Genomic DNA, 13,418 nt, shown 5'->3' with positions numbered 1-13,418 from the left:
GAACGACGACGCCCCCGCGACAAGTCCACCGTGTTGAAGCCTATGATTTCGACAGCTTCACGGCAAACCCGCTGTTTCAGGCCTTGCGCAGCTTGGCGACCAGTTGTTCGCCCACCCCGGCGGGCACGAACTTGGAGATATCGCCGCCCAGGGCCGCGATCTCCTTGACCAGCCTGGAGGCGATGGCCTGGTGTCGGGGATCGGCCATCAGGAACACCGTCTCGATCTCGCGATCCAGCTGCTGGTTCATGGCGGTCATCTGGAATTCGTACTCGAAGTCGGCCACGGCCCGCAGGCCGCGCACGATCATCTGGGCCCCGACCTCGCGGGCGAAGTGCATCAGCAGGCTGTTGAAGGGCCTGACCTCGATCACGGCCAGCTTGTTCAGGTGCGCGGTTTCCTGCTTGAGGATCGCGACCCGTTCTTCCAGCGAGAACAGCGGCCCCTTGCCGATGTTCACCGCCACCCCGATCACCAGCTTGTCCACCAGCTTCACGGCCCGACCGATAATGTCGAGATGGCCGTTGGTGACCGGATCAAACGTTCCGGGATAAAGCCCGACCCTCATGCAACCCCCTGCGTTACGGCGTCTTACGGGGTCTCGTCCGCCCCGCTTGCTTCGCCTTGATCGTCGTCGCCGCCGCCGGCGTCAGCCAGCCGCTCCACGCTCACGACATGTTCGTCCTTCGCGGTGCGGAACACGGTTACGCCCTGAGTATTCCGCGCTGCAACACGAATTTGCGAGACGGGGCACCGTATCAACTGTCCGGCGTCTGTCACCAACAGGATTTCGTCGCTGTCCTCGACAGGGAACGAGGCCGCCAGACGGCCGCCGCGCTTGGAGAGGTCCTGGGCGGTAAGCCCCTGCCCGCCCCGGCCCGTGCGGCGATAGTCATAGGCGCTGGTGCGCTTGCCGAAGCCTTCCGACGAGACGGTGAGGATGAACTCTTCGGCCGCGCCCAGCTGGGCGATGCGTTCCGGCGTCAGGCTGGCCTCGCCGACGTCCTCGTCTGATTCCTCGGGCGCGGGGGCGTCGTCGCCCTCTTCGCCGGCCGCGCGCAGCATGGCGCGGGCGTGTTTCAGATAGGCGGCGCGCTCGGCCGGCGTGGCGTCGACGCCGCGCAGGATGGCCATGTTGATCACTTCGTCGCCCTCGGCGAGCTTAACGCCGCGCACGCCGGTCGAATCACGGCTGGCGAACACGCGGACCTCATCGGCCGAGAAGCGGATGCAGCGGCCCACGGCCGTGGTCAGCAGGATGTCGTTTTCGGTCCCGCAGACGCCGACGCCGACAATGCCGTCGCCCTCGTCCAGCTTCATGGCGATCTTGCCGTTGCGGCGCACGTCGACGAAGTCGCTCAGCTTGTTGCGACGCACGCTGCCCGAGCGGGTGGCGAACATCACGTCCAGGCGGTCCCAGGTGCTCTCGTCCTCGGGCAGGGTCAGGATCGAGGTGATGGTCTCGCCCGGCTCGATCGGCAGCAGGTTGACGAACGCCTTGCCGCGCGAATTGGCGGCGCCCAGCGGCAGGCGCCAGACCTTCAGCTTGTAGACCTTGCCACCCGAGGTGAAGAACAGCAGCGGCGCGTGGGTCGAGGCCGAGAACACGCGGGTGACCGCGTCCTCGGTCTTGGTGGCCATGCCCGACTTGCCTTTGCCGCCCCGGTGCTGGGTGCGGTAATTGGCCAACGGCGTGCGCTTCACATAGCCGCCCATGGTCACGGTGATGACCATTTCCTCGCGGACGATCAGGTCTTCGTCTTCCACGTCGGCGTCGCCGTCGACGATCTGGCAGCGGCGCGGCACGGCGAACTTCTCGCGCACCTCGACCAGTTCCTCACGGACGACGGCCATGATGTTGGCGCGGTCCGACAGCAGCTCCAGGAAGCCGCGGATGGCCTCGGCCAGGGCTTGCGCCTCGTTGCCGATTTCCTCGCGGCCCAGGCCGGTCAGACGCGACAGGGTCAGGGCCAGGATGGCGCGGGCCTGCTCGTCGGTCAGACGGATCAGGTCGCCCTCTTCCTTGAGGGTGCGCGGATCGGCGATCAGCTCGACCAGCGGCAGCATGTCGCCGGCCGGCCAGGCCCTGGCCACCAGACGCTCGCGCGCCTCGGCCGGGTCCTTGGACGAGCGGATGATGTGGATGAACTCGTCGATATTGGCGACGGCGATGGTCAGGCCGACCAGGACGTGGCCGCGATCACGCGCCTTGCCCAGTTCGAACTTGGTGCGTCGCACCACGACCTCTTCGCGGAACTTCACGAAGATCTCGACCAGCTGGCGCAGGCCCATCTGCTCGGGACGCTTGCGGTTCAGGGCCAGCATGTTGACGCCGAACGAGCTCTGCAGCGCCGTGAAGCGGTACAGCTGGTTGAGGATCACGTCGCCCGAGGCGTCGCGCTTCAGCTCGACCAGTATCCGCATGCCGTCGCGGTTGGACTCGTCGCGGATGTCGCTGACACCCTCGATCTTCTTGTCGCGCACCAGTTCGGCGATGTGCTCGACCAGATGGGCCTTGTTCACCTGATAGGGGATGGCGGTGATGATGATGGCTTCACGGCCCTGGCGGATCTCTTCCACCGTGGCCAGGCCGCGCATGATCACCGAGCCGCGTCCGGTCAGCAGCGCCTGGCGCGGACCGCTGCGGCCGATGATCTCGCCGCCGGTCGGGAAGTCGGGGCCCGGCACGATGTCCAGCAGGGTCTCGGCGCTGACGTCGGGGTCGTCGACCATGGCCAGACAGGCGTCGACGATCTCACCGAGATTATGCGGCGGGATGTTGGTGGCCATGCCGACGGCGATGCCGCCCGCGCCATTGACCAGCAGGTTGGGAATCCGCGACGGCAGGACCGTGGGTTCCTGTTCCTTGCCGTCATAATTTTCCTGGAAGTCGACCGTGTCCTTGTCGAGATCGGCCAGCAGGGCCAGCGCCGGCGGCGCCATGCGGCACTCGGTGTAGCGCATGGCCGCGGGCATATCGCCGTCGACCGAGCCGAAATTGCCCTGACCGTCGATCAGGATCAGACCCATCGAGAACGACTGGGTCATGCGCACGAGTGTGAAGTAGATCGAGGCGTCGCCGTGCGGGTGATACTTACCCATCACGTCACCGACCACGCGGGCCGACTTCACATACGAGCGGTCTGGCGTATGTCCTTGTTCGTGCATGGAAAACAGCACGCGGCGGTGAACGGGCTTGAGACCATCGCGCGCGTCCGGCAGGGCGCGGCTGACGATCACGCTCATCGCGTAGTCGAGATACGAGCGACGCAGTTCGTCCTCGATGAAGATCGGGGCGATATCCCCTCGCGGCCCTTCGGGAGGGGTAGTGATTTGATCGTCGCTCAAGGGGATTTTTCGCCGTCAGAATCGAACACGGAACTGTCCGAAACTGTTAGCATTCCCCCAAGGGCGGCGCCACCTTTCCGGGACGGTAGTCACCCTCGCCCGCTTGTTTTTGAAGGATTTCCCATGCGCTCTCCCCTCATCGCGACCGCCTTCGCCATCGCCGCCCTCGCCGGTCCCGTCGCCGTCTTCGCCCAGGCCTCCGACGGCCAGACCGCGACCGCCGCCATCAAGGCTGGCGATGGCAAGGACCTCGGAACGGCCCACCTGACCGAAGCGCCGCACGGCGTGCTGCTTCGCCTGGAGCTGAAGGGCCTGACGCCCGGCTGGCACGGCGTGCACTTCCACGAGAAGGGCGACTGCGGCACGCCCGACTTCAAGTCGGCCGGCGCCCACGTGCACACCACCGCCGCCGTGGTCCACGGCCTGCTCAATCCCGACGGCAATGACAATGGCGACCTGCCCAACATCCATGCGGGCGCCGACGGATCAGCCATGGCCGAACTCTATTCGCCGCTGGTCTCGCTGAAGGGCGCGGGCGGCCGCCCCGCCCTGCTCGACGCCGACGGCTCGGCTATCGTCGTCCACGCCAACCCTGATGACCACAAGAGCCAGCCCATCGGCGGCGCCGGCGCGCGAGTGGCCTGCGGCGTGGTGAAGTAGCCCGTCGCCCACGCCGCTATCCCTGTCCTGGCCCTCTTTGCGGTCGGGATAGGGCAAGTGGCTCTAGCCCCCTAGACAGTCTCCGCAGCCATGGCCTCTGGCTTGGCCGTCCGCTTCTCGGTCAGGGCCACCAGGGCCACGCCGACCAGGGTCGCCGCGCCGCCGATCAGCAGTTGCGGGGTGAGACGGTCGCCCAGGAACAGGATGCCGATCGTGCATGACACCAGCGGCGTCAGCAGGAAATAGGGCGTCACGCGGCCCGCCTCGCGGCGCTGGACCAGCCAGAACAGCAGGGCGCTGGCCCCGATGGTCGAGACGATGCCCGCGAAGGCCACGCAGGCCCAGGCGATCGGCGGCGCGGCCATCACCCGCTCGACCACGTTGGACTCGAACGTAAAGGACATGGCGATCAGGGTCGGAGCGGCGACTATGGCCGTCAGCCCCTGAACCTTCAGCGGCTTCACCCCCGGGGTCATCCTCACCAGCACCGTCGCCACCGCCCAGCAGGCGCAGGCTGCAATGACCAGGGCCACGGCCGGAAGATCCCCGGCCCCGTGCGGATCCAGGCTCATCCAGGCCACGCCGACGAAGGCGATCAGCAGGCCGATCACGGCGGGCAGCCGCATGGTCTCGCCCAGCATCCGCCAGGCCGCGACGGCCGTGAACGGGATCCACAGCTGGCTGGCCACCACCAGCGGGCTCAGCGACTTGCCCATGCCGAACGCCACATAGATCAGGCCGAAATGGATGGGCCCCGACAGCAGGATGATGCCCAGCAGCTTTCTGGGCTCGGGAAACGGCGGCCGGATGAACGGGATCAGGAAGATCAGCGCCAGGGCAAACCGCAGGCCGCCCACCATCATCGGCGGCAGATGCGCGGTGGCCACCTTGGCGGCGGCGTTGTTCAGCCCCCAGGTCAGGATGATCGCCAGGATGGCGAGGCGTTCCAGACCAGACAGGGGCGAGTTGGAGGACATGGCCGCTTGGACCAGACCAAGCCGTTTGGGTCAATCGGCCCCGATGACGCGGCGCACCACCCGCGTCAGAAGCGCCAGGTCCGCATCGGGCGTCGTGAAGGCCGGGGTCAGATAGACCACCCGGCCCATCGGCCGGATCCAGACGCCCTCTTCCGCGAACCGGGCGCAGAGATCTCCAACGACCACTGGCGCGTCGAACTCGACCACGCCAATCGCCCCCAGCACCCGCACATCGACGACACCCGGCGCGGCGCGGCAGGGCTCCAGCCCCTGCGCCAGAGCGGCCGAGACCCGCGCCACATCGGCCCGCCACGTCCCGTCCTCGAACAGGTCGAGCGAGGCGTTGGCCGCCGCGCAGGCCAGCGGATTGGCCATATAGGTGGGGCCATGCATCAGGGCCGCCTCGGGATCGTCCGACAGGAAGGCCTCGAACACCCGGGTGCTGGCCACCGCCGCCGACAACGGCAACGTTCCACCGGTCAGGGCCTTGGAAAGGGTGACGATGTCGGGCTCGATCCCCGCCGCCTGCATGGCGAACATCGATCCGGTGCGGCCAAAGCCAGTGAAGATCTCGTCGAAGATCAACAGCACGCCGTGGGCGTCGGCCAGGCGGCGCAGGGCCCTCAGGGTGTCGGGCTCGTGTAGCAACATGCCGCCGGCGCCCTGCACCAGCGGCTCCACAAGGATGGCGGCGATCTCGCCGCCTCGCTCCTGCAGCAGGGCGTCCAGCGCCGCCTCGCCCTCCGCGTCTCGGGGAAGGTCGGCGATCACCTGCGCCGGCATGACGCCCGAGAACAGGCTGTGCATGCCCTCCTCGGGATCGCACACCGTCATCGTGGCCAGGGTGTCGCCATGATAGCCACCCCGGAACGACAGGAACCGGGTGCGTCCCGTCTGCCCACGATTGATGTGGAACTGCAGGGCCATCTTCATGGCGATCTCGACCGCCACCGAGCCCGACTCGGCGAAGAAGGCATGGTTCAGGTCGCCCGGCAGCAGATCGGCCAGCCGCCGCGCCAGGCGATAGGCCGGCTCGTGCGCCAGACCGCCGAACATCACATGCGGCATCCGCTCGATCTGGTCGCGCAGGGCCTGGGCGATATGCGGATGATTGTAGCCGTGGCAGGCGGTCCACCATGAGGCCAGACCGTCGACCAGCTCACAGCCATCGGCCAGGACCAGCCGCGAACCGCGCGTGGCGACCACCGGCAGCGGCGGGCGGGCCGTCTTCATCTGGCAATAGGGTCGCCAGACGTGGGCCGCGCCAGCGCTCATCCAGTCGGGGGTCATGGCGATCCTGCGTTGCGTCAAAAGGGCGCCTTGCCTATGCCCTGCGCCCTGCCTTCGCAAACGGGAAACAGCATGCAGAGCCTCGACGCCTTCGCCGGCGACAAGCTGACCGCCCTGGACGCCCGGAGCCTGCGTCGCCGTCTGAAGCCCACCCGCCGGCTGGACGGCGCGGTCGTGGAGCGCGACGGGCGGCGGCTGATCTCGTTCTCCTGCAACGACTATCTGAACCTCTCGCACCACCCCGCCGTCCGGGCCGCGGCGGCCGAGGCGGCGCTGAACTATGGAGCCGGCGCGGCGGCCTCGCGGCTGGTCACCGGCGATCATCCCTTGCTGGGGGATCTGGAAAAGCGGCTGGCCCGGCTGAAGGGAACCGAGGCCGCCTGCGTGTTCGGCTCCGGCTATCTGGCGAACCTGGGCGTGATTCCCACCTTCGTCGGGCCGGGCGACCTGATCCTGATCGACGAACTGGCCCATGCCTGCATATGGGCCGGCGCCAAGCTGTCCGGGGCCCGGACGATCGCCTTCCGGCATAACGACGTCGCCGACCTGGAACGCCTGCTGAAGATGGAACGCGGCGCGGCGCGCCATGCCCTGGTCGCCACCGACGGCGTCTTCTCGATGGACGGCGACATCGCCCCGCTCGACCAGCTCTCGGCCCTCTGCAACACGCACGACGCCTGGCTGCTGTCCGACGACGCCCACGGCGTGGGCGTGCTGGCCGAGGGACGCGGCTCGGCGGCGCTGTTTCCGGGCGCCGACATCCCGCTGCAGATGGGCACCCTGTCCAAGGCGCTGGGTTCCTATGGCGGATACCTGTGCGGCTCGCGGGCGGTGATCGACCTGCTGAAGACCCGGTCTCGCACCCTGGTCTACGCCACCGGCCTGCCGCCCGCCTGCGCCGCCGCGGCGCTGGCCGCGCTGGACATCATCGAGACCCAGCCGGCCCTGACCGCCCTGCCCCTGGCCAAGGCCCGCGCCTTCACTGACGCCCTGGACCTGCCGCCCGCCCAGAGCCCCATCGTCCCGGTGGTGATCGGCTCGGCCGAGGCGGCGCTCGACGCCTCCGCAAGGCTCGAGGCCGAGGGCTATCTGGTCGTCGCCATCCGTCCGCCCACCGTGCCCGAAGGCACGGCGCGGCTGCGGATTGCCTTCAGCGCCGCCCATTCGGACGCCGACGTGATGCGACTGGCGGATCTGGTCGCCGACATCCGCCGGAACCCCGCGTGAAAAGCCTGTTCGTCGCCGGGACCGGCACCGATATCGGCAAGACCCACGTCGCCTGCGCCCTGATCCGCGCCCTCCGCCTGCGAGGCCTGAGCATCGACGCCTTCAAGCCTGTGGTCAGCGGGTTTGATCCGGACGATCCGGATGTCAGTGATCCCGGCCGCCTGGCCCAGGCGCTGGACGAGCCGGGCGCCCTGCCCCGCATCTCCCCCCGCCGCTATCGCGCCCCGCTGGCCCCCAACCTGGCCGCGGCTCTAGAGGGCGACGTCCTGAGCCTGGACGATTTGGTTGCAGACTGTCGGGACCGACTGGCGCGAGCCGACCGCGACCTGCTGCTGATCGAAGGCGCCGGCGGGGTCATGTCGCCCCTGACCGACGCGGCCACCAATCTGGATCTGATGGTCGCGCTGAACCTGCCCGTTCTGTTGGTCGCCGGATCCTATCTGGGCACGGTCAGCCACGTGCTGACGGCGCTGGAGGTGATCCGGGCCCGAGGCCTGAGCGTGACCGCCATCGTCGTGAGCGAAAGCCTCGCCGCGCCCGACCTGATCCAGACCGGCCAAATGCTGCGGGGCTTCGAGACCCGCGCGCCGCTCGTCCTGGCGCCCCGCGACGCAAGCTGGAGCGCGACGGAACTCGCCGACCTGATCTTCCCTCAGGGGACGAAAGACGAGCCCGCCAAGGTCCACTAGGGTAGCGCCATGCGCACCGACTATCTCGGCAACCCTATCTCCGTCGCGAGTGACGCCGCCCAGGCGGCGGTGGACGATTTCATCGCCGGCTTCCTGGCCTATGAGACCCGCGCTGCCAACATCCTGGTGGCTGCGGACGCCGCGCCCGGCGAGCACCTGCTCAACGCCTATGCGGCCGTCCTTTGGCTCTTGCTGGAAGCGCCCGACGCCGCAACCCGCGCGGCGCCCCATCTGGCCCGAGCCCAGGCCGCGCTCGACGGCGCCAACGAACGGGAGCGCCAGATCGTGGCCTTTGTCTCGGCCTGGTCGGCTGACGACATTCCCGCCGCGCTGCCGATCGCCGACGCCATCCTTGAAGCCTGGCCGCGCGATCTGCTGATCCTCAAGCTACGGCAGTACCACGACTTCAATCGGGGCGACTCTCCCGCCATGCTGCGCGCGGCCAGTCGCTGCCTGCCCGCAGCCGCCAACATCCCCCAACTGCACGGCATGCTGGCCTTCGCCTATGAGCAGTGCCACCTGCTGGACGAGGCCGAGGTCGCCGCCCGTCATGCCCTGTCCCTGCAGCGCAAGGAGCCCTGGGCTCAGCACGCCCTGGCCCATGTCATGCTCACCCAGGGCCGCATCGACGAAGGCGTCGCCTTTCTGGAGGGCGTGCGCGACACCTGGACCGACCTGAACTCGTTCATGGACACCCACCTGTGGTGGCACCTGGCGCTGTTCTATCTCAGCCAGGGCCGGTTCGCGGCGGCGCTGGCGGCCTATGACGACCACTGCTGGACCCAGGCCCGGGACTATTCGCAGGACCAGGTCGGGGCGGTGTCGCTGCTGGCCCGGCTGGAACTGGCCGGTGTCGATGTCGGATCGCGCTGGAACGATCTGGCCGAGTATCTGGCCGTGAGGGCCGGTGACGTCGTGCAGCCTTTCCTGTCGCTGCAATATCTCTTCGGCCTGGCACGCGCCGGCCGACCCGAGGCGGACCAACTGCTGGCGGCGATTCGCCGGGCGGCCGTCGAGGCCCCCGACTTCGTCCGCGCGACCTGGCGTGACGTCGCCCTGCCCGCCGCCGAGGGTCTGGTCGCCCACCTGCGCGGCGACCATGCCGAGGCCCTTCGAGGCCTGCGCGCCGCCCTTCCCCGCCTGGCCGAGGTGGGCGGCAGCCATGCCCAGCGCGACCTCTTCGAGCAGATCATCCTGGACGCCCTAATCCGGTCCGATCGCCTGTCAGAAGCCCAGCAGATGCTGGAGCTGCGCCGGGGCTTCGATCCCGACGGACTGCCCGTCAACCAGGCGCTGGCGGACCTGTATGAGCGCCTCGACCTGCCCGCTCAGGCCGCCGTGGCCCGGGAGCGCGTGGCGCGCCGCCGCGCGGGTCTGTAGGGCCCGACAAGGCCCCCTTGCGAGCCCTTCGCCCGCCCGCCATGGTGCCGGCCATCGCCCTGCCTCCATGGGCCAAGTTTGAGGGATCGATGCGTAAATCTCTGATGGGCCTGACGGGCCTGGCCCTGTTCGTCGCCAGCGGCGCCGCAGCGCAGGACCCCGGTCCCGAGGCCCCGGTGCAGTATGATGTGGCGTTCGAGAACGCGCGCCACCACGAAGCCCAGATCACCGCGACCTATCGCTCTGTCCCGCCGGGCGCCCTCAAGGTGCGGATGTCACGCGCCTCGCCGGGGCGCTACGCCATTCATGAGTTCGCCAAGAACGTCTACCAGGTGCGCGCCGAGGACGGCGCCGGTCGCCCCCTGACGCTGACGCGAACCGATCCCTACAGCTGGTCCGTCGCCGGCCACGACGGCACGGTGCGGGTGACCTACACCCTGTACGCAGACCGGGGCGATGGCACCTATTCGCAGATCGACACCACCCACGCGCACCTGAACATGCCCGCCACCTTCCTGTGGGCCAGCGGCTATGAGGACAAGCCGATCCGCGTGCGGTTCAAGCGCCCCGACCCGCGCTGGAAGGTCGCCACCCAGCTTCCCGCCGCGAGCGAGGCCGACACCTATTGGGCGCCCAACCTGCAGTACTTCATGGACAGCCCGACGGAGATCAGCGACTTCGCGCTGCGCGAATGGCCGGTCACGGACGGGGGCCGCACCTACACCTTCCGCCTGGCGCTGCATCACCCGGGCACGGAAGAGGACGTCGACAAGTTCGCCGACAGGCTCAAGAAGATCGTCCCCGAACACATCAAGGTCTTCGGCGAGGCGCCCCGGTTCGACTACGGGACCTACACCTTCATCGCCGACTACATGCCCCAGATCACCGGGGACGGCATGGAGCACCGCAACTCCACCTTCATCAGCAACAGCCAGTCGCTGTTCCGCGCCAACTTCGCCCAACTGGGCACGGCCAGCCACGAGCTGTTCCACGCCTGGAACGTCGAGCGGATCCGTCCTGCGGAGCTGGAGCCCTTCGACTTCACCCAGGCCAATCCCACGCCGTCGCTTTGGCTGGCCGAGGGCTTCACCAACTATTACGGCCCGCTGCTGATCCGTCGCGCCGGCCTGTCCAGCGTCGACGACTATCTGAAGAGCCTGAGCGGCGCGCTGAACGGCGTGGTCAACGGTCCGGGACGCAAGTATGGCTCGCCACAGGACATGAGCCTGCGGGCGCCGTTCAACGACGCGGCCACGGCCCTGGACCCGACCAATCCCAACACATTCACCTCATACTATCCCTACGGATCGATCGTCGGCCTGGCCCTGGACCTGCAACTGCGCGGCCGGCCCAAGGCCCAGACGCTGGACGACTACATGCGCCGCCTGTGGCGCACGCACGGCGCCACGGAGAAACCCTACAAGCCCGCCGATCTGCGCCTTGCGCTGACCGAGGTGACGGACGACGCTACCTTCGCCGACGGCTTCTTCAAGACCAGCGTCGAGGGTTCGGGCCTGCCCGACTTCGCGCCGCTTCTGGAGCAGGCCGGACTGAAGCTGCGCCCCAAATCGCCCAAGCGCGCCTGGCTGGGCGCCCAGCGGGTGCGGGTGAACGGCGCCGAGGTGCTTCTGGCCGAAGCGCCGGGACCAGACACGCCGCTCTACGCGGCGGGCGTGGAGTCCGGCGACCGCATCCTGGGTATCGGCCGGTTCGAGTTCGCCACCGACGCCGACTGGCAGGACGCTCTGGAGCGGCTCAAGCCGGATGAGACCACCACGGTGCGTTTCGTTCAGCGCGGCCAGACCCGCGAGGCGCCGCTGAAGATCGCGGCCGACCCCACGCTGGAGGTCGTCCGCTTCGAGGCGGCCAGCCTCAAGCCCAGCAAAGCGCAACTGGCGTTCCGGCAAGCCTGGCTGGGCGCGGATACGCCCGCGCCCGCCAAGTAGAACGCCGAGGCTTGAGGCCGCGGCCTCAAGCCTCGATGTCGACGTCCTTGGTTTCCTTGAGGAACAGGATGCCGATCACGGCCGTCACCCCCGCCACCACGATCGGGTACCACAGGCCGTAATAGATATTGCCCGTGGCCGCGACCATGGCGAAGGCCGTGGTCGGCAGGAAGCCGCCGAACCAGCCGTTGCCGATATGATAGGGCAGGCTCATCGAGGTGTAGCGGATATTGGTCGGGAACATCTCGACCAGCATCGCCGCGATCGGCCCGTAGACCATGGTCACATAGATCACCAGCAGGGTCAGGATCCCCACCACCAGGGGCTTGTTGACCAGGGCGCTGTCGGCCTTGGCGGGGTAGCCGGCCGTGGTCAGGGCGGCGCCCAGTTCAGACTCCCAGGTCTTCTTGCGCGCGGTGAACGCCGCCTTGTCCAGCGTGTCGCCGGCGAAGGACGGCAGGACGGTCTCGCCGATCCTCACCTGCGCCACGGCTCCGGCGGGAGCCGCCGCGTTCGTATAGGTGACGCCGGCCTTGGCCAGGTAGGACTTGGCCAGGTCGCAGGAGGTGTTGAACACCGTCTTGCCGATCGGGTCGAACTGGAACGAGCAGTCGGCCGGGTCAGCGACCACGGTCACCGGTGACGTCGCCACGGCGGACGCCAGTTGCGGATTGGCGGCGACGGTCAGGGTCTTGAACAACGGGAAATAGGTCAGGCAGGCCAGGATGCAGCCGATCATGATGATCCACTTGCGGCCGACCTTGTCCGACAGCCAGCCAAAGAACACGAAAAACGGCGTACCGATCAGCAGTGAGATCGCCACCAGCATGTTGGTCAGGCCGCCATCGACCTTGAGCATCTTCTCCAGGAAAAACAGCGCGTAGAACTGGCCGGTGTACCAGACGACGGCCTGGCCGGCGGTCAGGCCCACCAGGGCCAGGATGACGATCTTCAGGTTGCCCCACTTGGCGAAGCTGTCGGTCAGGGGCTGCTTGGAGCCCTTGCCCTCGTCGATCATCTTCTGGAACGACGGGCTTTCCGACAGTTGCAGCCGGATCCACAGCGACACGCCCAACAGCAGCACCGAGATCAGGAACGGAATGCGCCAGCCGTATTCCTTGAAGGCGTCCTCGCCGATCACATTGCGGGTCGCCAGAATGACGATCAGGCTCAGGAACAGGCCGAAGGTCGCGGTGATCTGGATGAAGCTGGTGTACAGGCCGCGCCGGTTGGCCGGCGCATGCTCGGCCACATAGGTCGCCGCGCCGCCGTACTCGCCGCCCAGGGCCAGACCCTGCAAAAGGCGCATCAACACCAGGGCGATGGGGGCGATGATGCCGATCTGCTCATAGCTGGGCAGCAGGCCGACCACGAAGGTCGACAGGCCCATCAGCAGCATGGTGACCAGGAAGGTGTTCTTGCGGCCCCAAAGATCACCCAGGCGACCGAAGACCAAGGCCCCGAACGGACGCACCGCGAACCCGGCCGCGAAGGCCAGCAGGGCGAAGATATAGCCCGTCGTCTCGTTCACGCCGGAGAAGAAATGGTGGGTGATGTAGGTGGCCAGCGAGCCGTACAGATAGAAATCGTACCACTCGAAAACCGTGCCCACCGAGGCGGCCCCGATGACGAGTCCGTCCTTACGACCGACCACGACGCCGTCTTTTGCGCCCATATTTCCGGCGTTCGCCATGCGTTTCCCCCGTTTTTGTTATCGCTACCATGGCATGAGTTGAGCGTCACCACGCTCAGACCCGCTTATCTCGGCATGTTGTCAGAGTTTTCAGGGGCTGATGAGGTGAACCTTGCCTTTCGCGACCTAGAAATGCCCCTATTTGCTGGGATGACGTGACAAATCCTTCCCGGTTCGTCAGGCTCGACGTTCCTTGATTCCACATTGG

At 67.7% G+C, this 13,418-nt stretch carries 9 protein-coding genes and 1 pseudogene; 5 read left to right on the top strand and 5 right to left on the bottom strand.

Annotated elements, in window-relative coordinates; all coding sequences use genetic code 11:
- Positions 1 to 76 precede the first annotated feature (76 nt).
- Entirely contained in the window at positions 77 to 568 is a 492-nt protein-coding gene (coaD, locus tag ACW17V_RS08645; RefSeq protein ID WP_492108422.1) for a pantetheine-phosphate adenylyltransferase, read from the bottom strand.
- Positions 569 to 591: 23 nt separating this feature from the next.
- A complete protein-coding gene (gene gyrA, locus ACW17V_RS08640) occupies positions 592 to 3,348 on the bottom strand; it encodes a DNA gyrase subunit A (protein ID WP_492108421.1) in 2,757 nt (918 codons plus the stop codon).
- 123 nt (positions 3,349 to 3,471) lie between these two features.
- Here gyrA and sodC point away from each other — a divergent pair, with 123 nt between their 5' ends.
- The gene (sodC, locus tag ACW17V_RS08635) at positions 3,472 to 4,008 is read left to right on the top strand and encodes a superoxide dismutase[Cu-Zn] (protein WP_492108420.1); all 537 of its coding nucleotides are present in this window, start codon (positions 3,472 to 3,474) and stop codon (positions 4,006 to 4,008) included.
- 71 nt (positions 4,009 to 4,079) lie between these two features.
- Here sodC and ACW17V_RS08630 read toward each other — a convergent pair.
- Positions 4,080 to 5,019 (bottom strand): annotated as a pseudogene (locus ACW17V_RS08630) (DMT family transporter).
- Positions 5,016 to 6,275, bottom strand: a complete 1,260-nt coding sequence (locus ACW17V_RS08625) for an adenosylmethionine--8-amino-7-oxononanoate transaminase (protein WP_492108419.1) — start codon at positions 6,273 to 6,275, stop codon at positions 5,016 to 5,018. Before ACW17V_RS08625 ends, ACW17V_RS08630 begins: the two are co-directional and overlap by 4 nt.
- Before the next feature lie 72 nt (positions 6,276 to 6,347).
- Between ACW17V_RS08625 and bioF the strand changes: the two genes are divergently transcribed.
- The 4 genes from bioF (at position 6,348) to ACW17V_RS08605 (ending at position 11,517) form a co-directional block, all read left to right on the top strand.
- On the top strand, positions 6,348 to 7,502 hold the full coding sequence (gene bioF, locus ACW17V_RS08620; protein WP_492108418.1) for an 8-amino-7-oxononanoate synthase: 1,155 nt from the start codon (positions 6,348 to 6,350) through the stop codon (positions 7,500 to 7,502).
- Complete coding sequence (gene bioD / locus ACW17V_RS08615) at positions 7,499 to 8,191, top strand: dethiobiotin synthase (protein WP_492108417.1); 693 nt, start codon at positions 7,499 to 7,501, stop codon at positions 8,189 to 8,191. The genes bioF and bioD overlap by 4 nt, the downstream gene beginning before the upstream one ends.
- Before the next feature lie 9 nt (positions 8,192 to 8,200).
- Positions 8,201 to 9,571, top strand: a complete 1,371-nt coding sequence (locus tag ACW17V_RS08610) for a tetratricopeptide repeat protein (RefSeq protein ID WP_492108416.1) — start codon at positions 8,201 to 8,203, stop codon at positions 9,569 to 9,571.
- Positions 9,572 to 9,660: 89 nt separating this feature from the next.
- Positions 9,661 to 11,517 carry a M61 family metallopeptidase gene (locus ACW17V_RS08605; protein WP_492108415.1) on the top strand — a complete coding sequence of 619 codons (1,857 nt, stop codon included), beginning with the start codon at positions 9,661 to 9,663 and terminating at the stop codon, positions 11,515 to 11,517.
- 25 nt (positions 11,518 to 11,542) lie between these two features.
- Here ACW17V_RS08605 and ACW17V_RS08600 read toward each other — a convergent pair whose 3' ends face one another.
- Entirely contained in the window at positions 11,543 to 13,192 is a 1,650-nt protein-coding gene (locus ACW17V_RS08600) for an MFS transporter (RefSeq protein WP_492108767.1), read from the bottom strand.
- Positions 13,193 to 13,418: the final 226 nt, after the last annotated feature.

This window comes from Caulobacter sp. FV2ye17ST (genome assembly GCF_058680955.1).
This window is presented reverse-complemented; position numbering and strand designations above follow the sequence as displayed.

Excerpts from the sequence above, each read along its gene's own strand:
- ACW17V_RS08625 (WP_492108419.1), bottom strand. The coding sequence starts at position 6,275 with ATGACCCCCGACTGGATGAGCGCTGGCGCGGCCCACGTCTGGCGACCC.
- ACW17V_RS08600 (WP_492108767.1), bottom strand. The coding sequence starts at position 13,192 with ATGGGCGCAAAAGACGGCGTCGTGGTCGGTCGTAAGGACGGACTCGTC.
- bioF (WP_492108418.1), top strand. The coding sequence starts at position 6,348 with ATGCAGAGCCTCGACGCCTTCGCCGGCGACAAGCTGACCGCCCTGGAC.
- ACW17V_RS08610 (WP_492108416.1), top strand. The coding sequence starts at position 8,201 with ATGCGCACCGACTATCTCGGCAACCCTATCTCCGTCGCGAGTGACGCC.
- coaD (WP_492108422.1), bottom strand. The coding sequence starts at position 568 with ATGAGGGTCGGGCTTTATCCCGGAACGTTTGATCCGGTCACCAACGGC.
- ACW17V_RS08605 (WP_492108415.1), top strand. The coding sequence starts at position 9,661 with ATGCGTAAATCTCTGATGGGCCTGACGGGCCTGGCCCTGTTCGTCGCC.
- sodC (WP_492108420.1), top strand. The coding sequence starts at position 3,472 with ATGCGCTCTCCCCTCATCGCGACCGCCTTCGCCATCGCCGCCCTCGCC.